The organism is Pseudomonas sp. 3-2 (assembly GCF_019710535.1).
GTDB classification, from domain to species: Bacteria; Pseudomonadota; Gammaproteobacteria; order Pseudomonadales; family Pseudomonadaceae; genus Aquipseudomonas; species Aquipseudomonas pharyngis.
This window is the reverse complement of sequence record NZ_CP081200.1, coordinates 1830828-1856845: the sequence shown is the minus strand read 5'-3', so window position 1 is coordinate 1856845 and position 26018 is coordinate 1830828. Positions and strand designations below refer to the sequence as shown.

The 26018-nt window shown below is 55.0% G+C and carries 32 protein-coding genes; 25 read left to right on the top strand and 7 right to left on the bottom strand.

The features are described from left to right. Positions 1–7: 7 nt before the first annotated feature. From K3819_RS08500 to K3819_RS08455, 10 genes are all read left to right on the top strand, one after another. On the top strand, positions 8–313 hold the full coding sequence (locus K3819_RS08500) for a DUF2730 family protein (protein WP_221399036.1): 306 nt from the start codon (positions 8–10) through the stop codon (positions 311–313). Then, the gene (locus K3819_RS08495) at positions 310–603 is read left to right on the top strand and encodes an ArsR family transcriptional regulator (RefSeq protein WP_221399035.1); all 294 of its coding nucleotides are present in this window, start codon (positions 310–312) and stop codon (positions 601–603) included. Before K3819_RS08500 ends, K3819_RS08495 begins: the two co-directional genes overlap by 4 nt. 2 nt (positions 604–605) lie before the next feature. Then, positions 606–1157: a phage protein Gp27 family protein gene (locus tag K3819_RS08490; protein WP_221399034.1), complete on the top strand. Its 552-nt coding sequence runs from the start codon at positions 606–608 to the stop codon at positions 1155–1157. Beyond that, complete coding sequence (locus K3819_RS08485) at positions 1154–2761, top strand: terminase large subunit domain-containing protein (protein ID WP_221399033.1); 1608 nt, start codon at positions 1154–1156, stop codon at positions 2759–2761. The genes K3819_RS08490 and K3819_RS08485 overlap by 4 nt, the downstream gene beginning before the upstream one ends. After that, positions 2758–4248 carry a DUF935 domain-containing protein gene (locus tag K3819_RS08480; protein ID WP_221399032.1) on the top strand — a complete coding sequence of 497 codons (1491 nt, stop codon included), beginning with the start codon at positions 2758–2760 and terminating at the stop codon, positions 4246–4248. The genes K3819_RS08485 and K3819_RS08480 overlap by 4 nt, the downstream gene beginning before the upstream one ends. A gap of 1 nt (position 4249) precedes the next feature. Continuing rightward, the gene (locus tag K3819_RS08475) at positions 4250–4996 is read left to right on the top strand and encodes a phage minor head protein (RefSeq protein ID WP_221399031.1); all 747 of its coding nucleotides are present in this window, start codon (positions 4250–4252) and stop codon (positions 4994–4996) included. A gap of 88 nt (positions 4997–5084) precedes the next feature. Next, positions 5085–5561, top strand: coding sequence for a phage virion morphogenesis protein (locus tag K3819_RS08470; protein ID WP_221399030.1), 477 nt, complete (start codon positions 5085–5087; stop codon positions 5559–5561). A 347-nt stretch (positions 5562–5908) separates the two neighbouring features. After that, on the top strand, positions 5909–6205 hold the full coding sequence (locus K3819_RS08465; protein WP_221399029.1) for a DUF1778 domain-containing protein: 297 nt from the start codon (positions 5909–5911) through the stop codon (positions 6203–6205). Then, entirely contained in the window at positions 6163–6675 is a 513-nt protein-coding gene (locus K3819_RS08460; protein WP_260329044.1) for a GNAT family N-acetyltransferase, read from the top strand. Before K3819_RS08465 ends, K3819_RS08460 begins: the two co-directional genes overlap by 43 nt. A 140-nt stretch (positions 6676–6815) precedes the next feature. Next, complete coding sequence (locus tag K3819_RS08455) at positions 6816–7832, top strand: hypothetical protein (protein ID WP_221399028.1); 1017 nt, start codon at positions 6816–6818, stop codon at positions 7830–7832. 46 nt (positions 7833–7878) lie between these two features. Here K3819_RS08455 and K3819_RS08450 read toward each other — a convergent pair whose 3' ends face one another. Beyond that, entirely contained in the window at positions 7879–8892 is a 1014-nt protein-coding gene (locus K3819_RS08450) for a hypothetical protein (RefSeq protein WP_221399027.1), read from the bottom strand. 196 nt (positions 8893–9088) lie between these two features. Here K3819_RS08450 and K3819_RS08445 point away from each other — a divergent pair, with 196 nt between their 5' ends. The 3 genes from K3819_RS08445 to K3819_RS08435 all read left to right on the top strand — a co-directional run bounded on the left by K3819_RS08445 (position 9089) and on the right by K3819_RS08435 (position 11632). Beyond that, positions 9089–10288: an S-type pyocin domain-containing protein gene (locus K3819_RS08445; protein ID WP_221399026.1), complete on the top strand. Its 1200-nt coding sequence runs from the start codon at positions 9089–9091 to the stop codon at positions 10286–10288. Positions 10289–10298: 10 nt separating this feature from the next. Continuing rightward, positions 10299–10652 (top strand): DUF6572 domain-containing protein, encoded by a 354-nt coding sequence (locus K3819_RS08440; RefSeq protein ID WP_221399025.1) that lies wholly within the window; start codon positions 10299–10301, stop codon positions 10650–10652. Between the two features lie 83 nt (positions 10653–10735). Beyond that, entirely contained in the window at positions 10736–11632 is an 897-nt protein-coding gene (locus K3819_RS08435) for a hypothetical protein (protein WP_221399024.1), read from the top strand. Between the two features lie 89 nt (positions 11633–11721). On the opposite strand, the gene K3819_RS08430 is transcribed toward K3819_RS08435, so the two are convergent. Together K3819_RS08430 and K3819_RS08425 are read right to left on the bottom strand one after the other, a co-directional pair. Then, the gene (locus tag K3819_RS08430) at positions 11722–12546 is read right to left on the bottom strand and encodes a hypothetical protein (protein ID WP_221399023.1); all 825 of its coding nucleotides are present in this window, start codon (positions 12544–12546) and stop codon (positions 11722–11724) included. Beyond that, positions 12546–13220 (bottom strand): hypothetical protein, encoded by a 675-nt coding sequence (locus K3819_RS08425; protein WP_221399022.1) that lies wholly within the window; start codon positions 13218–13220, stop codon positions 12546–12548. Before K3819_RS08425 ends, K3819_RS08430 begins: the two co-directional genes overlap by 1 nt. Before the next feature lie 281 nt (positions 13221–13501). Here K3819_RS08425 and K3819_RS08420 point away from each other — a divergent pair, with 281 nt between their 5' ends. The 8 genes from K3819_RS08420 to K3819_RS08385 are packed head-to-tail and all read left to right on the top strand — an operon-like array spanning position 13502 to position 18840. Further along, positions 13502–14377: a peptidase gene (locus tag K3819_RS08420; protein ID WP_221399021.1), complete on the top strand. Its 876-nt coding sequence runs from the start codon at positions 13502–13504 to the stop codon at positions 14375–14377. A gap of 2 nt (positions 14378–14379) precedes the next feature. After that, entirely contained in the window at positions 14380–14748 is a 369-nt protein-coding gene (locus K3819_RS08415) for a head decoration protein (RefSeq protein ID WP_221399020.1), read from the top strand. Positions 14749–14759: 11 nt separating this feature from the next. After that, complete coding sequence (locus tag K3819_RS08410; protein WP_221399019.1) at positions 14760–15740, top strand: major capsid protein; 981 nt, start codon at positions 14760–14762, stop codon at positions 15738–15740. Between the two features lie 3 nt (positions 15741–15743). Further along, positions 15744–16178: a gp436 family protein gene (locus tag K3819_RS08405; RefSeq protein ID WP_221399018.1), complete on the top strand. Its 435-nt coding sequence runs from the start codon at positions 15744–15746 to the stop codon at positions 16176–16178. After that, the gene (locus K3819_RS08400; RefSeq protein WP_221399017.1) at positions 16175–16660 is read left to right on the top strand and encodes a Gp37 family protein; all 486 of its coding nucleotides are present in this window, start codon (positions 16175–16177) and stop codon (positions 16658–16660) included. The genes K3819_RS08405 and K3819_RS08400 overlap by 4 nt, the downstream gene beginning before the upstream one ends. Continuing rightward, on the top strand, positions 16657–16887 hold the full coding sequence (locus K3819_RS08395) for a hypothetical protein (protein ID WP_221399016.1): 231 nt from the start codon (positions 16657–16659) through the stop codon (positions 16885–16887). The genes K3819_RS08400 and K3819_RS08395 overlap by 4 nt, the downstream gene beginning before the upstream one ends. Before the next feature lie 6 nt (positions 16888–16893). Next, positions 16894–18315, top strand: a complete 1422-nt coding sequence (locus K3819_RS08390) for a phage tail sheath subtilisin-like domain-containing protein (protein WP_221399015.1) — start codon at positions 16894–16896, stop codon at positions 18313–18315. Next, positions 18316–18840 (top strand): phage major tail tube protein, encoded by a 525-nt coding sequence (locus K3819_RS08385; protein WP_221399014.1) that lies wholly within the window; start codon positions 18316–18318, stop codon positions 18838–18840. 110 nt (positions 18841–18950) lie between these two features. Here the strand turns inward: K3819_RS08385 and K3819_RS08380 are convergent, their stop codons facing one another. After that, the gene (locus K3819_RS08380) at positions 18951–20114 is read right to left on the bottom strand and encodes a hypothetical protein (RefSeq protein ID WP_221399013.1); all 1164 of its coding nucleotides are present in this window, start codon (positions 20112–20114) and stop codon (positions 18951–18953) included. A gap of 263 nt (positions 20115–20377) precedes the next feature. Between K3819_RS08380 and K3819_RS08375 the strand changes: the two genes are divergently transcribed. Further along, a complete protein-coding gene (locus K3819_RS08375) occupies positions 20378–21679 on the top strand; it encodes a hypothetical protein (protein WP_221399012.1) in 1302 nt (433 codons plus the stop codon). 176 nt (positions 21680–21855) lie between these two features. Here K3819_RS08375 and K3819_RS08370 read toward each other — a convergent pair whose 3' ends face one another. Continuing rightward, positions 21856–22737 carry a FitA-like ribbon-helix-helix domain-containing protein gene (locus tag K3819_RS08370; protein WP_221399011.1) on the bottom strand — a complete coding sequence of 294 codons (882 nt, stop codon included), beginning with the start codon at positions 22735–22737 and terminating at the stop codon, positions 21856–21858. Between the two features lie 1222 nt (positions 22738–23959). Here K3819_RS08370 and K3819_RS08365 point away from each other — a divergent pair. Beyond that, a complete protein-coding gene (locus tag K3819_RS08365) occupies positions 23960–24322 on the top strand; it encodes a DUF6124 family protein (RefSeq protein ID WP_221399010.1) in 363 nt (120 codons plus the stop codon). Between the two features lie 120 nt (positions 24323–24442). After that, on the top strand, positions 24443–24832 hold the full coding sequence (locus K3819_RS08360) for a DUF6124 family protein (protein WP_221399009.1): 390 nt from the start codon (positions 24443–24445) through the stop codon (positions 24830–24832). Positions 24833–24877: 45 nt separating this feature from the next. Here the strand turns inward: K3819_RS08360 and K3819_RS08355 are convergent, their stop codons facing one another. Further along, positions 24878–25195 carry a hypothetical protein gene (locus K3819_RS08355; protein WP_221399008.1) on the bottom strand — a complete coding sequence of 106 codons (318 nt, stop codon included), beginning with the start codon at positions 25193–25195 and terminating at the stop codon, positions 24878–24880. Between the two features lie 175 nt (positions 25196–25370). Here K3819_RS08355 and K3819_RS08350 point away from each other — a divergent pair, with 175 nt between their 5' ends. Beyond that, a complete protein-coding gene (locus K3819_RS08350) occupies positions 25371–25685 on the top strand; it encodes a phage tail assembly protein (RefSeq protein ID WP_221399007.1) in 315 nt (104 codons plus the stop codon). Positions 25686–25744: 59 nt separating this feature from the next. On the opposite strand, the gene K3819_RS08345 is transcribed toward K3819_RS08350, so the two are convergent. Beyond that, on the bottom strand, positions 25745–26005 hold the full coding sequence (locus K3819_RS08345; protein WP_221399006.1) for a hypothetical protein: 261 nt from the start codon (positions 26003–26005) through the stop codon (positions 25745–25747). Positions 26006–26018 lie beyond the last annotated feature (13 nt).

Below are 26018 nucleotides of genomic sequence, written 5' to 3'. Positions count from 1 at the left end.
GCAGCCCATGAACCTCCAAGACCTCAACACCGGCCTGCAAATTGTCGAATGGCTCATCCTCAGCATCCTCAGCCTCTACACCTGGATCGCCAAACGCAGCGCCGCCAGCGCCCAACAACTGCACGACCTGCGCACCCGCATCGTCGCCCTCGAAGAACACATCCGCCATCTGCCCGACCAAAGCGCCATCGCCGACCTGCTCGGCGACATGAAAGCCATCCGCGCCGAACTCACTGGCGTCAAAGACGCCCTCAGCCCACTGGCCCGCGCACTGGACCGCATCAACGACTACCTGCTGCGAGAAAAACCATGAACACCTACACCGACTACCTGCGCCACGACATCCGCCTCGTCATCCTGCGCCTACTCGCCGACATGCCCGGCTACCGCGCCAACAGTTCCGTCCTCAACACCGCACTCGACCACTACGGCCACAGCGCCAGCCGCGACCAAACCAAAACCGAACTCCACTGGCTCGCCGAACAAAACGCCGTCACCCTCAACGACATCGGCCCCATCCTCGTCGCCACCCTCACCGAACGCGGCCAAGACATCGCCGCCGGCCGCGCCCGCGTCCCCGGCATCCAACGGCCGGGCGCCTGACCATGGCCGGCAAATCCACCATCAAACGCCTGCCGCCCGACGTAAAAGCCTACCTGCACAAACTCCTGCGCGAAGACCGCCTTACCCTCGACGCCATGCTCGCCGACCTCCAGGCCCGCTTCCCCAGCGCAACGCCCCCCAGCCGCAGCGCCCTGGGCCGCTTCAAACTCGGCTTCGACGAACTCACCGACAAAGCCCGCCAACAACGCGAAATGGCCGAAGCCTTCGTCGGCGCCTTCGGCGAAGACGCCAGCGACAAAACCGGCGTCCTGCTCGTCGAAGCCATCTCGACCCTGACCTACCAGGCCGCCATGGGCGCCCACGAAAAAACAGAAATCACCATCGCCGAAGTCTCAGCCCTGGCCCGCGCCGCCAAGGCCACCATGGAAGCCCGAACCCTCAGCGTCAAAGAGCGCCAGACCATCGAAAAAGCCGCCCGCGAACGCCTCCTGCAAGAACAAGCCGCCCAACTCGACAACGCCGTCAAAACCAAAGGCATGACCGAAGACCAAGCCCAGTACTGGCGCCAAACCTTCCTCGGCGTCAAACCATGAAACCCTCCGCCAGCACACTGCGCGTCATCGAATGGGACGAACTGCCACCCAGCGTTCGGCAAATCCCCGAGGGCTACAACCCACAAACCCAAGGCCTGCTCATGGCCCACCAAGCCCAATGGCTCGCCATCGACGCACAAATCAAACTCTGTGAAAAAGGCCGTCGCACCGGCATCACCTTCGCCGAAGCACTCGACACCGTCATCACCGCCGCCTCGCAAAAAAGCGCCGGCGGCATGGACGGCTTCTACATCGGCGACACCAAAGAAAAAGGCCTCGAATTCATCGGCTACTGCGCCAAATTCAGCCGCGTCATCGCCCAGGCCCAAGCCTCCGGCGTCAGTCAGATCGAAGAATTCCTGTTCCAGAATCAAGACGAAAACGGCAACACCCGCCACATCAACGCCTACCGCATCCGCTACGCCTCAGGCTTCAAAATCGTCGCACTGTCCAGCAACCCCGCCAGCGTCCGCGGCCTGCAAGGCAAAGTCATCATCGACGAAGCCGCCTTCCACCGAAACGTCGCCACCGTCCTCGACGCCGCCACCGCGCTCCTCATCTGGGGCGGGCGCATCGTCATCATCAGCACCCACAACGGCAAAGCCAACGCCTTCAACCAAATGGTCAGCGACATCCGCGACAAACGCTACGGCAGCAGCGCCCAGGTCTACCGCGCCACCTTCGACGACGCCGTCGCCAACGGCCTCTACGAACGCGTCTGCTACATGGCCGGGGAACAACCAACCCCGGAGGGCAAAGAAGCCTGGTACAAAAAAATCCGCAACGCCTACGGCCCGCGCAAAGCCCAAATGCGCGAAGAACTCGACGCCATCCCCCGCGACGGCAACGGCGTCTGCATCCCCGGCGTCTGGATCGACGAAGCCATGCGCCCCGGTCGCAGCGTCCTACGCCTGGCCCTCGACGACGGCTTCACCCAACAACCCATCCACCGGCGCGAGGCCTACGTCACCGACTGGATCAACCGCCACCTGAGCCCCGTCATGCAACAGGCACTCACACCAACCCTGCGACACTTCCTCGGCATGGACTACGCCCGGCATCGCGACTTCTCCATCATCTGCCCCATGTCCGTCGACCAGAACCGGCACCGCGACATACCCTTCGTCGTCGAACTGCACAAAGTGCCCACCCGCCAACAAAAACAAATCATCTTCTACATCCTGCGAGGCCTGCCGCGCTTCATCGGCGCCGCCCTCGACGCCACCGGCAACGGCGAAACCCTCGCCGAAGAAACCGCCGACGAATTCGGTCGCAACCGCATCCAACAAGTCAAAATCAACCGCGCCTGGTACGGCGCCTGGATGCCCAAATTCATCCAACTCTTCGAAGACGCCAGCCTCACACTGCCGCGCGACGACACACTGCACCAAGACATCCGCGCCATCGAAACCATCGACGGCATCCCCATGATCGCCAAAGCCCGCCAACAAGACCTCAAAGACCCAGACCTGCACCGCCACGGCGACTTCGCCGGCGCAGGTGCCTTAGCCCACTTCGCCACACTCGAAGTCGCCACCGGTCCCGTCACCGTCAAATCCCGCCGCCCACGCCAGGGCCAGCGCATCACCCAAGGGTACGCATGAACCACCAAGGCCTGTGGGTCAGCCCCACCGAATTCAAAAGCTTCACCGAAGTCCAGCGCCGTCCCGCGCTCAACCACCACATCGCCACCCGCAGTCGAACCCAGGCCGGCGGCTTCAGCGCCCACCTGCCAAACCCCGACCCCATCCTCAAAGCCCAAGGCAAAGACATCCAGGTCTACCGCGACCTGCGCAGCAGCGCCTTGGTCGGCGGCAACATCCGCCGTCGCAAAGCCGCCGTCCTATCACTGGAACGCGGCCTCAAACGCGGCCAAGCCACACCCAAAATCGAACGCTTCATCACCGACTGGCTAGCAGACCTCGACCTCGACCGCATCCTGCGTGAACTGCTCGACGCACCGTTGTTCGGCTACCAACCCATCGAACTCATGTGGCAACCGATCGGCAAACACCTCGTCCCCCAAGACCTGCTCGGCAAACCCGCTGAATGGTTCTTCTACGACCCCACCAACACACTGCGCTTTCGCGCCAAAGACGCAGGCCCCGACGGCGAGCCCTGCGACCCGCAACGCTTCATCGTCGCCCGCCAAGACGCCACCTACGCCAACCCCTACGGCTTCCCGGACCTCAGCATGTGCTTCTGGCCGGCCACCTTCATGAAAGGCGGCCTCAAATTCTGGGTCCAATTCACCGAAAAGTACGGCAGCCCCTGGGTCATCGGCAAACACCCACGCGGCGCCACCGACGAGGAAACCAACCTGCTACTCGACAGCCTCGAAGCCATGGTCCAGGACGCCGTCGCCGCCATCCCCGACGACGCCAGCGTCCAAATCATCGAAGCCGCCGGCAAAGCCGGCAGCGCCGACGTCTACCGCCAACTGCTCGACTACTGCCGCAGCGAAATCAACGTCGCCATGCTCGGGCAAAACCAGACCACCGAAAAAGACACCAACCGCGCCAGCGCCACCGCCGGCGCCGAAGTCACCCAAGACATCCGCGACGGCGACGCCAGCATCGTCGCCACCGCACTCAACGCCTGCATCCGCCACGTCATCGACCTCAACTTCGGCACCCACGTCGCCGCCCCGGTCTACGCCCTCTGGCAACAAGAAGAAATCGACAAAAGCCTCGCCCAGCGCGACAAAGCCCTCACCGAATCCGGCGTCAGATTCACCAACGCCTACTGGCAACGTACCTACAACCTGCAAGACGGCGACCTGCAACCACCAGCCACCATCGGCTCACCCGCATTCGCCGAGCCCACCACCAGCCTCGCACTCGACCAACTGGCCCTAGACCAAGCCATCAACAGCCTGCCGGCCGCCACCCTGCAACACCACACCGAATACGCCATCACGCCCTTGATCCAAGCCCTGCAGCACAGCAAAAACGACACCGACGCCTTAGGCCTGCTGGCCGAAGCCTACCCACACATGGACAGCCAGACCCTCCAACAACAACTGGCCCACCTCATCTTCATCGCCAACACCTGGGGTCGCCTCAGCGCCACCGCCGACAAAGAAGACTGACATGGCTACCCCAACCCACCCCGTAAACCCCATCGACCTCAAAGCCATCTTCGGCCTCGAACCCGCCAACGCCATCGCCTACCTCAAAGCCAAGGGCTACGCCATCACCTGGCACTGGCAAGACATGCTCGACCAGGCCCACGATCAAGCCTTCACCGTCGCCAAAGCCATGCACCTGGACCTGCTGTCCGACATCCGCGCCGCCCTCGAAACAGCCCTGCAACAAGGCCACACCCTCAAACAATTCACCGACAACCTCCAACCGACCCTGCAAGCCCAAGGCTGGTGGGGCAAACCCATCATCGTCGACAGCCAAGGCGTCGCCCAACCCGTCCAACTCGGCAGCCCACGCCGCCTCAAAACCATCTACCAAACCAACCTGCAAAGCGCCTACATGGCCGGCCGCAAAACCGCCATGGAACACACCACCCACACCCACCCGTACTGGATGCTCATCGCCATCCTCGACAACAAAACCCGCCCCAGCCACCGCGCACTCAACGGCCAGGTCTACCGCCACGACGATCCCATCTGGCAAACCATCTACCCACCCAACGGCTTCAACTGCCGCTGCCGCGTCATCGCCCTGACCGAAGCCGCCGTCAAACGCCGTGGCCTAACTGTCCAAACCAGCCAAGGCCAACCCATCACATTTCAACCCGACCACGGCTTCAACCACGCCCCAGGCACAGGCCTGACCCAAGCCCTACAACAAAAACAAACCGTCACCCAAAACCACACCCATTGACCCACCCCAAATCCCTGTGGGAGCTGGCTTGCCAGCGATGGCGGACAACAGCCCCCAAAGAAATCTTGACCGGAACAAAGCCCCCCAAATGCTCATCATCGAAATAAACCACCAACACCTACAACAAACCCTCAACCAAATAGAATCGGCCGTCGGCGACCTCACACCTCTGATGCAAACCATCGCCACCGAACTCGCCAGCCAAACCGAAGAAAACTTCCAACACGAAGGCCGCCCTCAATGGCCAGAACTCTCCGACGTCACCACCGAAAACCGAGCCAAACACGGCTACTGGCCGGGCCAGATCCTGCAGGTCAGCGCCGCCGGTCTCGCGGCCTCAATCATTACCCACGCGACCGACCGCACGGCGATGGTTGGCAGTAACAAACCGTATGCGGCGATGATGCAATTTGGTGGGGAACAGTCGGACTTTCCGCAGCTGTGGGGGGACATACCGGCACGGCCATATTTGCCGATAGACAGCGAAGGCCACCTGCAACCACAGGCCGCTGACGCTATCCTTTCGCTGACGCTCGATTATTTACAAAGCGCGGTATCTGAGTGAGGGCCTACCGCTATAAGAGAGGAGAAAGGGAGATTTCGACACTGTCGCATGATTATTCACTCCCAAGACGGCAGCTCTCATGACGCAGGATGTGTAGCAAACGTGTAGTCTGGTATTGACAAAAGCTACACAAGAGGTTAATCTTGTTCTCAGTGGCACCACATCTGCCCTTACCCTTGAAGCCGACAGGCACTTAGGCTTACTGAAGCCAAATCGTGTGTACACACAAACTACCCTAAATGGAGTGGAACAATGAAAGTGAAAATTAACGTTTTGGGAATGATAAAGTCCTAAGGAGGAAGTAAGGAGCGAAACTTAACGCTAGTTTGAAGTTGGAATATTAAATTATGAAATCAGAATTAGAAATTATAAGCATGAAGGAAAAGCCAGCCGCGATAAATATGCGGGTGGACATAAAAAAACGAAACCTGATCGATATGGCAGCTGCAATATTGGGAAGTGACAGAACAAGCTTTATTGTGGATGCAGCCTGCCAAAAAGCGGAGGATGTAATTCTGGATAGACGATTGTTTGTACTCGACGATGTAGCATTTGACCAATTCGAGAGGGCTTTAGAAGACAACCCCATCGGAGAAAACAAATGTCTCAAGGAACTACTGCAAAGACCAAAAATCTGGAGTTGAGTGCTCCCGAAAAACTGAACGAAATGCATGATTTTAGCGCTTTTGAATGCGGTGAAGCCTCAATCGACGCATACGTCAAACGGGCTCTTAAAGCACAAGCAGCTAAAGACGCTGTCATCTACGTGACGTGCCGTAAAGGTTCAACCCAGGTGCTGGGCTTTTACACGCTCACCAATGGTGCGGTCGTGCGTGATGAAGCTCCAAAAAAGCTGCAACGCAATGCCCCGAATCCATGCCCCGTCACGATTCTTGGTCGCTTGGGTGTCGATAAAACGATCCAAGGACAAGGCGTGGCAAAAGCTCTGTTGCAAGACGCCGTTGAGCGCTCAATCGCAGCATCAGAGACCGTAGGATCACGCGCGCTTTTGGTTCATGCGCTTGATCAAAATTTGGCGGACTTTTATAAAAAGCACGCCGGGTTTATTGAAAGCCCTATCTCGCCACTGACACTGATGCTGTCACTGCGATAGAAGCTCCGCTCAATCGAATCCAAAAGCCCCAACTGAACAAATTCAGGTGGGGCTTGTTATGTATTAAATGCAAGCTCAATCGCCACTATTTATTTTAAAATAGTGGCGACTGAGTGGGCGCAAATAAGTAAAGAGTAAACATGTTCGCAATTGAGTCGCTAGATATAGTAGTAAGTTATAGATTTGTGGGGGCATTGATACTCGCCATTATGGGATGTTCAATCGTCTACTACATCGGCACTACCGTATTCGCAAAGAGAAAAAACAAAGATCTTTCACATCGACTCAAGCATTGGCATCACATAATTCTCATGCGCGCTTTTAACTTCCGGATTGTTAGGGTTCTACTGATATCCATCGCGCTTTGCGGATCAACGATAGGCATTTTGATTCTGATTGATCTAATCAGTGCAGCAGCAGGAACGGGGCTCGATTTTCGATTTATACCCTATCATAACTACCTTCCAAATCTGGCAGGAATAGGTTTTTTGTTAATTGGCTTCGCAATTCAGTTAGTGCTAGGCAACAAGGGAATACCAATTCCGATAGGAAATGGACTATCACTAAGTTATGACAAAGGCGCCGTTTTAGCTGTTCATTTAGATGAAGACAATCCTGATATCCGCTCTCAAGAACCGAAAATAAAAGCGGCAATCGCGCAACTCAGAGCAAGCGGTCATAACAATGAAATCAAAATTAAAAGCTGGTTATGCGTAACAAGATTACCTAGAGACAACGCAGACGTAAAAAACATCAGACATATTTTCAGTGAGTCTTCAAGTTTCAACTACCTTCTTGCCACAAGAGCGCCGCGCATTTGGTTACTTATTTCAGAAAGAGAATGGTATAAAAATAGCCTGAGCAAGCGGCCGGCAAAAATGTTAAGAAAATTAATTAACACATTATCAGCAATTATATATACGTTGATAAATGCAAGGAAAATCCGCACCTCAATGGATCTCCTGCCGGAGACCGGAATCAATCAGTCCACGACCAAAATGATGGAAACCATTCGCTCAGAAACGGGTGAAACAGTCACACCTATTCATGTGGCGCCAGTTCCGGTAGCAATGTTCATGAGCTTGGGATTGAAGATCCCCCATATTAGCCAAAAATTTATGGGGTTGGACGGTGGTTTTACGGTCCGACCTAAGTAGGATATGAGCCCATAGTGCCTATGGGCTTAAATGAGCACAGCTAAGTTTATACCTCCGTCCTCAGCCGTTTCAGGTATTCCAAGCGTGTTTCAAGAAGCATTTTCTGTATTTTAGCCTCCAGATGACGGCGTCCATTTCCAAGAATAAGTCGAACACGTGAATGATGCAGGTCGAACTCTTTATCTATGTGTTCGCTGAAAGACTTATCCGACTCAAGGATATTTTCTCGAAGCTTCAAAGCTTCCTCATTGTCTAGTTCCCATTCAACCACCCATTTCTCGAAAAGGCTTTCCCACTCGCTGGCGATTTTCGAATACAACACTCCTGAATTTTGCATTGCTTGAACCGAGCTTCCGAAAGCACTGCGAGAGGCGCGAGGGTGAAGTTTTTGTTCAATAATCTCGTACATTGCGTTCGCAAATGTCATTGCGCTCTCGAACCAGCCTAGCAACTGCTCGGCAGTCACCAGCCTAAAGTTCGCTTCATGCGCAGCTATGTGACGCGAAGCGAATATATCCTTAATGTCTCGAAACAACGCATTGGCGTCAGAGACAATAAGATCACCATACTCAGGCTCGTACAAACCGGAATCCTCCATTATAAAATCCTCTGGAGGCTCGACAAATTCGCGTATGGTCGCAAGGCTGTGCTTCAGATCTTTATACCCAGGATCTCCCTGAAACAACACCCCAAAATGTTTCGATAATTGATCGACCCCACTTATACCAATATTGTGGCTAACCAAATCCCCAAACGTTATTTCTTTACGACTTAGTGCTTTTGTAAGTTCAAAGTCAAAGGTCAGATCCTTAAAGCCTCTGGCCTTTTCGAGATAAGGACTATCTTCCTCGTCTATAAGTATTTTTATGCAAGCCTTCGCAAGTGCCTCAATACATGAGGCTATAGCAACCACATGAAGTGATATCTGATACGGCTCTGGCGAAATTAGTGCGGTGAATCCATTATGCAAAGTAGACAGCTCTCCCAATCCCGCATACACCCAAGTAGAAGATCGAGATTTTTTCTCAATAATTAAATCCAATTGATTCTGTTTTGACATGGTTTCCTCCAGTTGGCAAGCCGGGCTGGTCAGCGGCGTACGACTCACCACCTATTAAAGTTGCGGCTCAACTAGGCCTTCAAACTATAAGAATGGATTACTGTTCAAGTGAAGTCAAAGTGCCACCCGTTGCCTCTTCGGATATTGACTGGCAACCTGCCGCCGTTCACCAAGGATCGGAACAAGGAATCAAGGATTGAGTGGCTACGTCCCCAACCCACCCAAGGGTTACCGCAACACCGGCGTCGAACCCGTCGACATCAACGCTCAACACTGGGCGCAGTACAAAGACCTCCCACCAGCACCAGACACAAAGCCCGAAACCATGGGCTGCGTCTTTGCCAAAAGCTGCAACTTGCCCGACGGCGAAATCAACCACACCAACCCAGCTGGGTTCGTGCCCGTCGAAAAACTGGCTGACTACGGCCTATGGGCCGTGCTCGGCACGGCGGCAGCAGTCACCGCCGAAGGTACTCCACTGCAACTGGTCGGCGGTTCCGCAACCGGCAGCACCATCACCCAGCGGCTGCGCGGCTCACTTGCACTCAATCTGCTAGAGGGCGCTGGTACGTTAGCCGCCGGCGCGGTAGTAGGCACCATCGCACTGCTAATACCCAACACCAGCATCGCCCCCGACAGCGCCTTCTACAAAAAAGATCAATACGCCACGCTCGACAGCGGTCGCACCCGCGTACGCGTCAACGTAAAAACACTGCCCGATGGCTCCGTCAACGCATACGGCTTCTACACCGGCGGCAAAAAGGACTGGGAAAATGTCCCTGTCATCAAAGCAGAAAAGGACGGAGAGAAATTCGTTGCCGACATAGGCAACGGCATAGGCCTCACCTGGACGCCAGCAACAAGCCCGGACGGCGTACTCGGTACTCCAGCACTAGAAGGTGCGCCCCAACTACCACCCGTATGGGTATACCCACCGACCGAACAGTCGAACACACTCCTTGCCAACCCGGCGCATCCCCCTGAGTTCCAGGACGCAATCATCTGGTTCCCCGATGACGCAGGCCTAGAACCCATCTACATCGTGCTCAGCACGCAGCTAGAGAAGAACAAACAAAAGGGCAAGGCGTTTGAAGAAGCGTCCTTCGAAGAGTTCAGCAAGACCAAACCTGAAGCCGCCCGTGAGGTCACAGTCAAAACCGACAGCGGAGTCCGTACCCGCATTGATATGATGGGCCGCGATGCCGAAGGGAATATTTCATGCGTTGAGTGCAAATCTTCAGAAACAGCGCCACTCACCCGCAACCAAAAACTCGGCTTTCCAGAAATTGAAAAGTCCGGCGCGACCGTCGTCGGCAAAGGCAAACCCGGCTTCACCGGAGGCACCAGAATCCCACCCACCAGAGTCGACATCATTCGACCTGACCCGACCCTCTGAGGGAGCAGACATGTCCATCACCGAAACAAAAGTCGTCGACATCATCGCGGTACCCGAGTGGGAACCCGACAACGTCGTACTCGTCATCACCGATCACCTGGAATGGGGCGACAAAGCCCAACAGGGAGAGCATCTGTTGTTGCTTCAAGAGAAGATCAACACCTACATCGCCTTCATTGAGAGCGGCGAACTGCTGGAAAGCTACCCGCCAGCCAAAGGCAAAAGTCCGAAAATTCGCGTCAATGGCCTGTACCAGCTTCCCGAGCAGGGCGAGATTTTCATTGATCGCGTTACCGAGGTGCTCAAAGGCGTGGGCATTGGAATGGAGTTTGTGCTCAAAGACGACTTCGCAGTTCGCAACTAGCACTACAGGAGCCGTATGAGGTTATGGCGCAGCTAGCGTTTTTTTGATTTGAAAGATCTTTTACCCAGAAAGGAATTGGAAACGTGAAGGTGCAGTTCATTGGAAAGGACAAGTTTGCTTCCGACTGGGTAGCAATCGTCAAGGATTATGCAGAAAAACACATGGGCCTGAGCATTCCTGAAAAACGGAGCGCTGATGCTGATATTTGGCTCGCCCATCGAATGGTCAGATTACCTAAAATAACTCCGCGGGCGGTCAAGATTTCTGATGTCTTTACGTGCCCAAGTGATCTGCAAACCGGCTGGGAGTTCTTAAAAAGCAAAGTCGAAAGGGGGGAAGATCTAGAACCACACCTAAGTCGACAAATCAAAGACGTTCTTGGGCGAGATGAAATGCTAATGCATTGGCAGATCAACCACTTCCACATCGGTACTGTTGAGGATCCCAAACACCCTGGGATGATTGAAGGGGGCAGTCACATCGTTTACGCGTTCGTAGATGATCAAAGCTTTCATGCGTTGGCTTTGCTGGAGCATGGACATTGGACGAATAGGGAGATTGTCGAAACGCTGAAGCGCAACTGGCCTTCCAATATTTATACTCCTAATTTGGTAGAGACCATTCCTAACTACACACATGAGGAGGTTTTGAATCTAAGAAAGAGTCACGTCAATGCATTAACGCCCCTCAGCGATGGCAGCACGTATAGGGGGTTTGGTGAGACGGCAGGAGGTTCAAGCGTATTGGGTACAATGAAAGCCACACACCTGCGAAGAATGTTTGGTGTGCGCGAATGGGAAATACGAGGCGACTTCAATCGATACTTTCCAGATATCAAGGTCGAAGAGAATACCCTCATAAATGCTACATTGGTCCTCAATCCGGATTTTTCCTTCAGCGCAAAGCTCACAGATCTCAACGCAGAAGTCCGCTTGGAAATGGAGACCATGCCACAACTAATCAAGTCGTTACGCAGCTAAGCGAGCTTGCGCAGGCCTCCGAATCGAAAAACTGATTTACAGTCACCGAGTCAGAGGCCCTTGATTTGAATCACCAGAAGACCGAGCTACTACCTCGTTTTGAACCACAATAAACTGAAGAAAATAGCTAAGCACAACCCGACAGTAATCTGCGCCACGTTCTGGATGTACAGACGCCTGATCGCCCAACGCAATGGCCGAGCCTCTGCTTTCTTCTGCTCAGCCATCAGATAAGCGCAAGCATGGTTACGAGCCTCCAACTCAAATTGCGCAGATGCAGCGGCGTCTAGACGAACCGCTAAAAAATGAAGCATGTGATGCTCGAAAATGTTCGCCTTCCAGGTCTCGACTATTCGCAGCGCCGCAGACTGCATTGGCCTTGAGACACCTTCACGATGCGCAGGATCTTGGTACTCGAAGCTCAAGCCGAATTGCTCATAGAACCAGTTGCGACGTTCTTTGTTATCACCCGTCGCTTGTCCACCCAGTAGCTCAATACTGTTGACCTCAGCCTCAGGCCACTGCTGCACCCACTGAACAACTTCGTTCATCAAATATGTACCAATGCGTTGCCCGTGTAGCCCCGGCAGGTCAAGAAACACAGCGCCCTTAGCCATCGAAGACGAAGTCAAGGAAACAGCATTGAGCGCACGCGAAAAACTACCATTAAACTGACCTTTACCACTGCTTTGTGATGGATAGTTCGATGTGATCCGCTGATACGACAAGCGAACTGAAGCCTCATAGATCTCTCCACTACGCGGATCACGTCGATACACTTCCTCTCGCTCGACCACAACCCAACCAAGCACAGCGTCATCAACCCGATGCTGGTCTCTGATTTCCAATACCAAGATGCGTGGCTTAACACTCTGCCGTTCACGCCAAGCTGTATCAAAAGAAGGTAGTGCCATCAGTTCATCTTTACCTTTTGATCCGAAAAAGGGAGTACCAGTTCATCCACTTGCCTCGTGACGCGCTGCACAACAGGGTCTAGCTCTTGGCCAAGGGATCTCATTCCATCCGCCGTATCCCCCATTCCGAGGTGGGCAGCCATAAACTCAACACCGCCGTGAAAAATCTGATTTCGCTGCTCAGCTGACAGCTCAAGGTTCTGCTTATGCGCATGCTCAAGATTATTGAGCAATAGGGAGCGTGCATGTTGAAGAGCCTGCTCGTAATCGCGATTATTCATCTGGATCATGGCAATCAAGCCCTTCGCCCGCATATAAAAATGCACGACATCTTTTGCAAGATCAGGCGGTAAAAGGTTGAGAGCTTCAGGCGCTGAATCAAAAATCGGAAACGGCGATGCCCCAATTGGAAAAATTGTTAGGTAGGGTGTTTCCGGTTTCAGCTCCGTTAACTCGTCAGCGTACTCATGCTTGAACAACGTCCAAGCAGTAGTGATCTCAGTGCGTAGGAGCATCAGCGTAGTGACCATTTTTTCCTTTTCTGCGGCTTTCTCCTTCTTTAAAGCCAGCTCGTGAGCTTTGGTTGCTCCCTTCAATGTGAAAGCACCACCAATCAATGCCCCGACAAGGCCTGAAATCAAACTGATGTAAGCATCAGGGCTTCCCAAATCCATACGCTTCTTGCTCCAGTATTTTTATGCATAAAGTGCAGATTGCAGCGGCTCAACCTAGGGACGTACTCAGGCCGGCCCGACGTCGAGTCGCGCCCCAACATTCCGCGAGTCATAAACGCTTTATAAAACCTGTCAGTAGCATTGCGCACCGATAGATCACCCCGCAATGCCAAGCCGACTTCTCCCATCTCAGAATTCGACCATCCCTCTAAATCCGATTAAAAGCCCAACCCCATTCATTCCCCAAAACTGCGCCCACCATCCCCACAAAGCGCAGCCCCATGAAACCCCTCCACATCTTCAAACCCGGCCTCCACACCGCCTCCTGCGGCACCACCCTCAACTTCACCCAAACCGACCTCACCGCCACCGTAGCCGCCTACAACCCAACCCTCCACGAAGCCCCGCTGGTCATCGGCCACCCCCAACACGACGCCCCCGCAGCCGGCTGGGTCAAAACCCTCACCGCCACCCCCGAAGGCCTCATTGCCGAACCCCAACAAATCGACCCCACCTTCGCCGAACAACTCGCCGCGGGCAGCTACAAAAAAGTCTCCGCCTCCTTCTACCACCCAACCGCACCCAACAACCCCGTGCCCGGCGTCTACTACCTGCGCCACGTTGGCTTCCTCGGCGCCCAGCCGCCGGCGGTCAAAGGCCTGCGCGCCATCGAACTGGCCGAAGCCGAACCTGGCGTCATCCACTTCAGCGAAGGCCTGCCACAAACACCAGACCCCACCACCCAAACACCGCCAGTCACAGCGCCAGACACCGCCGCCATCCAGGCCGAAAACCAACGCCTCAAAGCCCAACTCGCCCAACGTGACCGAGCCGCCCACATCGCCGCCCAACAAACCATCCACACCACCAGCGTCGCCTACGCCGAACAACTGGTCGCCGCCGGCATGAAGCCAATGCACGTCCCCGTCGTCATCGCCGCCCTCGATGCCGCCCAGTCCGGCGCAACACCCTTGCACTTCGGCGAAGGCGACCAGCGCCAACCTTTAAGCGAAGGCCTCAAATCCCTCTTCAACGACCTGGCCGGCGCCGTCAGCTTCACCGAAGTCGCCACCAAACAACGCGCAGGCCAAGCCCTCAATGCAACCACCAACCCTTTGCTGGCCGATGCCGAAGCCCGCACCCAAAGGCAGGGCTGACCATGGCCACCCACCACCAACCCAAAGACCTCGGTGACCTGCTACTGGTGCAAGTCAGCCCCGGCTGGACCAAAGACAACATCACGCTCTTGGGCGGCCACGTCTACACCCTGGGCCAAGTCCTCGCCAAGGTCGACCACAAACACCAACCCCTCGACCCAGCCGGCAAAGCCCCCGCCAACAAGGCCGTCGCCGTCCTTGCCGAACCCATCGACGCCACAGGCGGCGACAAACCCGCCGTCGTCATCGCCCGCGGTGCCGTCCTGGCCCTGGCCGAACTCACCTGGCCGGCTGGCATCACCGCAGAGCAAAAAGCCCAGGCCCTCGACCAACTCAACGCCCACGGCATCGTCGCCCGCGCCACCCTCTAACGGAGCCCCCCATGAACCTGCAAGACCTCTTCACCGTCGCCAACCTCACGGCCGCCGTCAACAAACTCCCGGCCATCCCCGGCAAAGTCGGCGCCATGGGCCTGTTCGACGAAAAAGGCGTCACCAGCACTAGCGTCATCATCGACGAGCGCGAAGGCCGGCTGGTACTCGTGCCCAACACCTCACGCAACGACGACCCGGCGCCCCTCAAAGGCAACAAGCGCAAACGCCGCACCTTCGAAACCCTGCACCTGCCCATCAGTCGGCCCATCCTGCCCAGCCAACTGCAAGGCATCGCTGCCTTCGGCCAGGAGAGCGCCACCACGCCCATGGCCACCGTCATCAACGACCACCTCCAAGACCTCAAAAACAGCATCGAAACCACCCGCGAATTTCAGCGCGTCGGCGCACTGCGCGGCCAACTGCTCGACGCCGACGGCACCGTGCTCTTCGACCTGTTTGACGAATTCGACGTCCAGCAAAAGAAAGTCACCGTAGAGCTCAGCAACCCCGACACCGACGTGCGCAAAGCCTGCCTCGACGCCAAGCGTCACGCGGAATCCAAATTGGGCGGCGTCATGGTCACCGGCTTTCGCTCGTTCTGCGGGCCCGACTGGTTCGACGCTTTCACCGCCCACGCCAACGTCAAACAGGCCTTCGCCCACTACCAGGAAGCCAAAGACCGGATCGGCGGCGACATGCGCTCAGGCTTCACCTTCGGCGGCATCGAATTCATCGAGTACGACGTCACCGTCAGCGGCCAACGTTTCATCCCGGCCGACGTCGCCCAGGTCTTTCCCATCGCCCGTGGTGTGTTCCGTCTGTTCAACGCGCCGGCCAACTACAACGAAACCGTCAACACCCTGGGCCAGGCGTTCTACAGCAAAGCCGAGCCACGCAAGATGGGCAAAGGCTGGGACATAGAAGCCCAAGCCAACCCACTGGCCCTGTGCTTGTTCCCCGAAGCCCTCGTCGAACTGAAGGCGGGCTAAGCCATGCGCTACTGCACCCGCGCCGACCTCGGCAACGCCATCCCGCTGATCACGCTCACCCAACTGTCCAACGACGACCCGGCCGCCACACAACCCGACGAAACCGTCCTCGACAACAGCGTCCGCCAAGCAGAAGAACTGGTCGACGGCTACCTGCGTGGCCGCTACCCACTGCCGCTCGATCCCGTGCCCACCGTACTGCGTGACGCCGTGGTCTACCTCGCGCGGCACTGGCTCTACCAGCGCCGCCCCGAAGGCGCCTTACCGGACGCCGTCATCAGCGGCCGCAAAGACACCCTCAAACTGCTCGAAAACATCCGCGACGGCGTCATCACCCTCGGCCTGCCCACCGGCCAGGCGCTGCCAGAAACCGGCGAGATCCGCGTCCGCGCACGCCCTCAACAATTCAGCGCACAAACGTGGCAGGCCTATCAATGAACCCGCCAGCCAACACCCAAACCGAACACCTGATGGACGCCATGCTCGCGCGGCTGCAAGCCGACTTCGGCGACCAACTCAGGGTCGAGCGTTTTCCGGAAAACCCACAGCAATACCGCCTCAACCACCCACGCGGCGCCGTGCTGCTGGCCTACGGCAAATCAACCTTCGGCCACCCCCAAAGCACCGACGCCACCGTGCAAGCCCGGCACATGGTTCTGCGCCTCACGCTCATCTTTCGCCAGCTCAACGGCCAAGACGGCGTGGTCAGCCACCTGGACCGTATGCGCGCCTGCCTCACCGGTTGGTACCCACCCAACACAGACCAGGCCTGTCACCCCGTTTCAGAACAATTCATCGGCCACACCAACGGCCTCTGGCAATACGCCCAGGACTACGCCACCCGCGCCACACAACTGCAAACCATGCCCGACCAGCACGGCCCCGTGCTCAAACGTGCCGACTTCAAGGAACAACCATGACCCTGACGCCATACCACTACGACGGCCCACTCAGTGCCGTCACCTTATACGTAGGCGCAGACCGCCAATCGCTGGGCGTACTGCTTCACCCCGGCGCAACCGTCCGGCTGCCCGCCGATCACGAATACACCCTTGTGTTACTCGCCCTCAAACACCTGCAACCGTTGCCCACCCACACCAAACCCTCCGGCAAAAAGCCCGAGCCCAAAAGCGCCGCCAAGGAATAACCGCCCATGCCCGCCAACTACCTGCACGGCATCGAAACCACCGAAATCGAACGCGGCCCACGGCCCATCCGCGTCGTCAAATCCGCCGTCATCGCCCTGATCGGCACCGCGCCCACCGGGCCCATCAACGAACTGACCTTGTGCCTCAACGACACCCACGCGACCCAGTTCGGCCCGCACACCGCCGGCTACAGCATCCCCGAAGCCCTGGAAGGCATCTACGACTTCGGCGCCGGCACCGTACTCGTCGTCAACGTCCTTGATCCCGCCATCCACAAAACCACCGTCACCGGTCAGCTTCAGCAGTTCGCCGGCGAAACCCCATTGCAACTCAAACACAGCGGCCTGCAACACCTGCAACTCATGCCCCTTGAAGGCACAGACGTCTACCTGGAAGGCACTGATTACACCGTCAACAGATTCACCGGCCAAATCACCCGACTGCCCGTCGGCAGCATTCCCGCCAACGCCCAAATCAAAGCCGACTACACCTACACCGACCCCAGAACAGTCACCGCCGCCGACATCATCGGCAGCGTCAGCACCGCCGGCCGGCGCACCGGTTTAAAAGCCTTTCAAGACAGCTACAACCTGCTGGGCTTCTTCCCCAAAATCTTCATCGCCCCGGGCTTCAGCTCCCTGAACGAAGTCACCGCCGGCCTGACCATCGCCGCCGGCATTGTCGCAGGCGTCACCTACGTCGACGCCCCCATCGGCACCACCGTGCAACAAGTACTCACCGGTCGCGGGCCCGCCGGCAACATCAACTTCAACACCAGCAGCGATAGGGTCCGCCTGTGCTACCCCCACGTGCGTGTCTACGACGCCGTCAACGGCCAGCGCCTGCAACCACTGTCCATCCGCGCCGCCGGCCTGCGCGCCAAAGTCGACAGCGACCACGGCTACTGGTGGAGCAGCTCCAACCAGCCACTGCTGGGCGTCATCGGCCTGGAGCGACCACTCACAGCCCGCATCGACGACACCAGCAGCGAAGTCAACCTACTCAACGAAAACGGCATCACCACCGTCTTCAACTCCTTCGGCACCGGCCTGCGTTTATGGGGTAACCGCACCGCGGCCTGGCCCAGCGTCACCCACATGCGCAACTTCGAAAACGTGCGCCGCACCAAAGACGTCATCGACGAATCCATCCGCTACAGCGCACTGCAATTCGTCGACCAGCCCATCACCACCGCGCTCATCACCAGCATCACTGAAAGCGTCAACGGCTTCCTGCGCAAACTCATCGGCGACGGCGCCTTGCTCGGTGGCGAATGCTGGTACGACCCGGCCCGCAACCCCCAGACCGAACTCGAACAAGGCCACGCACTGTTCAACTACAAACTCACCGTCCCGCTACCACTGGAGCGTGGCACCTTTGAAACCCAAATCACCGGCGACTACCTCGCCAACCTGGGGGCCGTATAAATGGCAGGCTTTAGCGCACACCGCATCACCAACGCCAACCTCTACCTGGACGGCGCCAGCTTCTTCGGCAAGTGTGAAGAAATCGACCTGGGCACCCTCAAAACCGTAATGAGCGACTTCCAAGGCCTGGGCATGGTCGGCCTGATCGAACTGCCAGATGGCATCGACAAACTGGAAGGCAAAATCACCTGGAACAGCCTCTACGTAGAGGCAGCCCGCAAACTGGTGACCCCGTTCAAGACCGTGCAACTGCAGTGCCGGTCCAACGTGCAAGTGTTCAACAACGGCGGGCTGGTCAACGAGATTCCGCTGGTCACGACCATGACCATCACTGGGAAAGAGTACCAGTTAGGCACGCATAAACCGCGCGACCCGACCAAGTACGAGACGCCGTTTTCGGCGACCTATGTGCGGCAGATGATCAATGGTGAAGAGGTGGTGTTGCTGGATTATTTGGCGAATATTTTCCGGGTGGGTGGGGAGGATCAGTTGGCCAAATACAATAGAAATTTAGGAGTTTCTTAACACGTTCGAAAGAAAAACGCCGCTTGTGACGGCGGCGTTTCAACTGATGAGGTACAAAAATAATTCTTCACCTGACCCTAATTTAATGCGCCGCCAATTTGCTCCGCCGATTATTTGGCTCCCATACTTTCCCACCAGCCAAGAAGTGCTCCACGAACAATGTAATGAAAAGCATGAAGATTAATTGGAAGGTCGCCAGCGGTCCAAACCCCACCGTAAGAACTAACTGCCAATGCGGTCGTCCCTACCTCCGAGTAGCCAAGTGACTCATCAAACTTTCGAGTAGGGTCACACATTGGGGGTGGAAATGGAATACCACCATGGAGTGCATAAGAACGATATTGGTATACAGTGCCCAGCATATTTTTCATTGGTTTACGTTTCCACGAAAACTGATCACATAGATCTGGGCGCAACGGGGGCGGGGATGGTAAAAAGTTCAGTGTAAAATCGATGAATTTTTTTGTAGCTCCTAACGTGTGCTCAATCTGTTCCGCCACAAACTGAACCAAATTATCATCGTTGTACTCCATTAACCTTGCAACCAGTTCGGGCTTCGATTCAGTTAGCCGCTGTGAAGCAGTCCCGTTCTCTGCTCGCCATTCATTAGCTGCTGTTTCAAGAGAAGAAACAAGCAACAACCAAGCAAGACTTGGTTCTGATTCCGCAATCCATAAAGCATCTTGATAAAAGCGAGCAGCACGGACAAGTGCAATTGATCGCTGCGAATTTAAAGTTGGCAGCAATTCGAACCGTATCAGTTCATCGAGAGAGTGGGTGCCTGTAACTTCAGGAAGGATCAGACGGCTTTTATCTACTGTCAACGATGGAGGTAACCTGTAATCCCACTCGGTAGGCCGTCCTAGTGGATCACTCGCTGAGCTGCCGAAAATCCGACTCATACCACCCGCTTTAATTCTTGCGCCCAAACAGAGGGACGCTAAAGCAGCAATTTCATCTTGGATTAAACCACCGTGAAAAAGCAAATTACTGGTTTTAGAAAAATCGGGAACAGTTGAGCAAAAATATTCTTCAATTCGCAATGTAATAGAGTGCCTCACCATCCCCGGCTCATTGACATGCGGAATGGTATTCAAAAAATCGTAAGGCCAATCTTTTTTTTGGATATTCCCTGTAATATGGGCGTCCGTATAAAGCGGGTATTCTGTGATAGAAAGTTCCTGCTGACCAAAAGCTTTTAACTTCCAGTTCTGTACGGCGGGCACGGCAGCAAGCTCCTCGGGAACAGGCTGTGAGTCATTGTCTGTAGTCATATCTTATCCAAGCGTAGTGGCTACTAATCATGCAAATCTAGCCAGTCTTATCTGAGCCGTGAGTATCATTTTATAAGAAGCGCATGGGTACGTCGTTGCTGAATTGCTGAGGAGTCAGGTCTACTCATCTGTAAGCGCACTTGCGGGGGGGGGGGGGGGGGGGGGGCATTTTACTTGCCGCTCAAATCATGTCAATGTGCCTCCATCTCGTGATCGCTTTCGGAGCATAGCTCTAGAAGCGTCAGTAAAACAAGGAGGGTATTTTGAGAAAAACTTCGCTACACGCCTCTATTCGTCAGCTACCGGTAGGTCAAGGTGGCTTCCTGATTGGCCACATTCGTGATGATAAGTCACACGTATTAACTTATGCATTCGACTGTGGGTCCATAAATCGGGAACACTTTGAACAAGGCCTGACGTTTTGCTCGCCAGGCAAGATCGACATACTGTTCGTTTCTCACTTAGATAAAGATCATATTAACGGAATCGACTTGCTAGCGGCACACATGCAAATTGACACTGTTATCCTTCCTTGTTTGGACCCCTTACACGTTACCATGATCGCCTGTGAAGCGATTGGCGATACCGGGATCGCTGCATCGGTTCGGTCATTTTTGGTAGATCCTTCAACGTGGTTTTCAGATCGTGGCGTGAAACAAATCCTTTACGTGCAACGCGCAGATGAAAACGCTGATGCCCACCCTTTCAATCCTAACTCTGAACGCTCGCCTGAAGACAACATAGTACCCCACGATGAAAACATTAATATAGACAGCCCCTACACGATCCGCTCTCAATCTTTCGGTGAGCCCAGATCTCTGAGCTCAGGGAAAATCACCGCTCGAACATTAAGCGAACATTCCTCGATATCCTCCAAAGCCAAGGGTGGATCACCGTCTTGGTTGCTGGTTCCCTATGTTCACCCGTTCCCTGACCACGCCATCGTTCTGTTTCGCAAGGCAGTGGGAAAGCTTCTCCCAAGGACATTTAACAGTCGTGAAGTTGCTTCAAAAGCATTCACTAAAAATTTATTGGAAATTCTTTCTGTTAAGCAAAGCCGAAAGACGCTAAAAGCTTGCTATTCAATATTATCTACTGACAATAACAAACCATCACTGAGCCTCTATTCAGGGCCCCACCTTGCCACTTCAGATATCAACATCAGTAGCACGGATGAGTCTGTATATTGGCCATTCCCATGTCCGCATCTAAGAGTTAAATCATCAGGAGGCCGAGCTGTTAAAAAAGGAGGCGCTTGGTTGTCCACTGGAGATGCAAATCTGGAAATGCGTGATACGAGGACACAATGGCTTCAGCGATTTCAGCATCTGATTGATAGTGTCGATGTATTCGTTTTGCCGCACCACGGTAGTAATGACAGCATTCACGATGAAGTCGTTACGCGTTTGAAAGGCTCGATGATGGTCGCCTGTGCAGCAGCTGGTAGGACTAAGCACCCACACGAACTGCTTCTCGGTAGGTTGCACGTACTCGACCAAAGGGTTTGGCAGGTTTCGGAAAATACTGAAAGTGGTTACACACTCAATGTTTCCATCACAGCTTAAAATATGAGCTCTGGCCACCTTTGGGTGGCCAGAGCTCACTTAGCTAATCCTCTTCCGCTCGTTCGCTTATTAAAAGAAAAGCAAGCACTTTGGTTTCGAAAAAGACGCACGACAGTCATTCGCAATGAAATCGAAGCTGCAATGTGAATCAGCAGATGAGGACAACTGAAATCGCATCACTCAGCCTTTTCTCCCCCAAATGGCAAATTGTGCATGTCTTTCCACAATGACAGGTTGCCCTTAAGCCAATTGGAGGGATCCTCCCCAGAGAATAGCTGGCGCAACCATTCGGCTTGTGTGGCTCGACGGATGTAGTACAGCGGATGATGAGCCCCTTGCTGGGTATTCATTTCAATCTCGTCGTAGTTATAGGCCTGCAAAGAGCGATGGCCGCACTGCGTCTTCAAAAAATGGATGAACCGATAAAGGTTGCCGTTCCCGCCCGAGCCCATTCCCGCCTTAAGCATAAAATGCTCGTAAATATAGCCTGTGACATAAGTATTTCTGGAGCTGTCGTGGCGAATGCACATCAGCATTCCATCTGAGCGACCTCCGCAAACGCGCAGTAGTCTGAACGAAATGCTCTTGCTGTGCAGATCGTGCAGGAAAAACTCCTGGTAACTGCTACCAATATTTTCAGTCGCAAAAACTGAGCCCGCACCACAGATTAGCCAGTTGTAAGAGGCTCCGGACCACGCAGCGACGCGATCAAGCATGTCAAATGACGGGGAGGCAAGCCCCCCCAAGCAGTCCAGCAAATTGGCAGGACTATCCTCCCCAATGAGCCGTGCAATGCCAGCAACGCTTTCAGGCTCTTTGTGAGTAAAAACCTGATCATGGCGTACGCACGCAAAGAGTTGATCCAGGCGCTCTCCCATGTATCTCTGCCAGCTTTCGCGCAGGGTCTCTATTCGAGCAGGTTTCGCTTCTAAGGCAGATACGTATGCTTGCAGAACTGACCGAACCTCACCCTCGGTCGAGCGATTATTTCTCTCGGCAGACTCACTGATTGCTTTGTGAATGTGGTCTGGCAACTCACGAATGTTGATTCTCGCCATAACAACTCCGAAACCTATCAAAGACCGGATGACTTCAAAATGGCACCAAAATGAAGTCAACAAAGGCAAAAAAATGCCCTTCATATGAGGGCTATGTGACACTATTTGCCTTTTTCTCAAAAATCACAAGCCCTGATGAGCTTTTAAATGAAGGAGAGCCCAGTAGAAGCGAGAGATGCACGCACATCAATCTAGGAAAAGTCGAGTGGGCGAGCTCGATTGACTGCACAACTCGTGGCTCTCATGCCAATGGTTCAACGTAATTCTGAAATGCTACAGCCTCAAGTGTCATTGCCTACACCACCCACAGAATCGGCTGGCATCCATGCCTTAGGCCACACGGTATCTTTGTCCCCGTCGCTGCCAGTCAGCGACCAGTTCAAGCGGCAGAGCACGTTGCAGTGCCTCCGCTGTTGGGTACCGCTCGAACTGTGTTGACGGCTGCATGCGGGCTAGGTGAACCGGCCTATCGAAGCTTTTACGTTCACCTACCGGCATGCAGCCGCCAACAGCTCAGCTCCGTTATGGCGGCTGTGCGAGGGCTGTTAGATTCGCCTCAACGGAAATGAACCTCGCACAGTTGCCTCCCTTTCAATATGAAAGGGGCAACGTTTATCAACCGCAGTGCTTCCCACGCAGCGGCTATCCCCTCGGATAAAAGCCCCAATAGGCGCCTCAAACCTTCGATCAAGCATCTACGCGGCCGACTTTAAATCGCCATTGCCGATCTTTATACGCACGCTCGCTCGTCATGATGTGTGTGAGGTAATCGAGGTTGCGGCACAACACCCAGCCATCCACCTACACGCGGTCATTTCATCAAAAACAGGATGATGAATTTGCGGCTTTCGCTGTGCGTAAACACAACGCCGCATGCGCGTTTAAATTACACCAACTGTTACGCCATAAAGGCTACAACACCTTGCGTCGTTACCTACGCGTGCACCAGAATCCGCCGGCTTACACGGCAAGGGGTGGGCTATATCGTTTCCCTGTCACTGAAAAACAGTGATCGGGTTTGGTAGCCCGTTTCGGTACGCTCGTGTGGCATCACCTTATGAAGCCTATTTTTTCGGCTCAGTTTTATATGGTGGACATGCGTGGGGCTCATTCGTGAGCGCCGGGTTCCGTATCGACCGGTCTACCAACCCGCGCATGGCCGCCACCCATCGTTTGGTAGCGAGGGTGATGGCTCCTATTTTCTCGATACGGAGCTTCATCTATGTTCAAAATCACACCAAACCCGCCGGATACCGATTCGATCCCCTACGACGCTTCGCTTGAAGCTCAAAACATAAAAACGGCGAAAGACCGTGCCATCGACTTCTACCTCAACCCAGGGTTGAAGACCTCAACACCTTCGCGCAAGCCCGGCCGCATCTTTCTCATCGACCCCACGGTGGATGACGAAACGTTGCTCGTCGAAGTGTGCGAATCACTGTCATCGGCCAGCGACATGGCCCGCGATATCGCAGGCTCAGTAGACGACGCTCAACGCAAAGCGATGCTGATCCTGCAACAGGTGATCATGCTGAGTGAGCTGATCGTCAACCGTGTGCTGGATAACCACCGCGTAGCGCGCTAGTTGCCAGCCACCCGTGAGGGGCTTGCCCCTCACGGCTCAGTGCCGTCATCGGGTACGTCCATGACGCTTCATGTCGTCTATAAAAATCCTCAAGCGACTCTATATCCGGAGTTACAGCTGATGTCCAAGACAGTCATTCCACCGATCGAAGATCCTGTATCGCCCTACGAATTTCCCGACTCAAGAAAACTCCACGACGCGGCCGAACGCGCCCTCGACTACTACCTCACACCCGCAGCCCAAATCATGGCCACGCCCTATACCCCCAACACCATGTTCATGGTCAACCCACTAACCGACACCGAATCCTTACTGGCCAACGCCTGCGAATCCCTAGCGTCAGCCACGGTCATGCTCGGTGATTTTGCCGGGGTGCTGGAAGGCCCCAACCGCAAGACCCTGTTGGGCATTGCGCAAGTGGTCATGTTGGGGGAATTGGCGGTGAATCGGGCGTTGGAAAACGTAGAACGAGAAACGAGCAGTAGTCACACCCTTGAAAAAAGGGCGTGATGCATGACAAGGGCGGTCAACTCTCGCGGGTAGACCGCCCGTTAGTCATTCAGAGAGTGCGCTAGGAATAGCATCGTATAACTTAAGAGTTCTGAGGGTCGCCACATACTGGTCAGTCGCGGTTTCCCGGATAAAACCTTCATCGGCCAACCACTTCAGCGTGCTGTTCAATAGATGTTCTTCTGCTGATGGTGTGTAAAAACCAGTAATGAAAACGTCCGAAGATGATGAGCTGTCGTACTGCCCCTCAGGCAGTGAAAACGTCTCAGCAGTAATTTCTACGCTCACTGGGCAAGCCTCAACCAACATTTCTATTACTTTGCGGGTCAGCAAATTAAATTGCGATTTGTTATCCGTGCTCATGCAGCCATCTCCTTCGGGGTTGAAAGTCTATGCCGTTGATTAATCAATCTTAAGCCAAATTTGCTCCATGCGTTCGCCATTAAATGCGATTAAAAGCCAGCGCCGTCACGGCCACCCATCATCAAGACTCCCTGACCAAACAGCTGATCATCTCGATCAGCCCGGAGCAACGACGATGGCCGACACTCTAACCTTCACCCTCAAATTCCCCTTCACCAGCGCCAATGGCGAGCAGCTTTCAACGCTGCCCATCAAGCGCCTCAAACGCAAAGACATCAGCGCTGCGCAAGCAGTAACCAAAGACGAAGGCGCCATGGAAGACCTGCTGGTCGCCAAGCTGCTGGGCATCACCCTCGAAGACCTCGGCGAATTCGACATTGCCGACTCAACCCTCGCCACCGAGGTGTTGCGGGAAATGGCAGCCGGCAGAGCCCTTGCTCCAGTCCTGGGACGAAGCACTGCTACTGGTGCTGAGGTTGCAGCCCTCTGAAATCGAACGGCTCGACATGGTCGATTACTGGCGCTGGGTAGACGTCTGCCAGCGGGAGATTAACCGCCGGCTCGAACTCGCCGAACAATCAAGCCACTGACCACCGTCACCAAGCCAACCACCAGCCCGGCCAACAGTGCGCCACCCGCAGCGATAGGGGTGGCCACCAAAGCCAGCAACGGCAGCCCCAAACAGAACGCCACGATCACCGCCCACCCAGACAGATGCACCAGGCACAGCCAGGCAAGCCAGATCACACCGGTGCCAATGGCCAGTGCATAGAGAGTTTGGGCGGTGCGCAACGTGGTTTTTTCAAACATTCCCAAAGCGTAG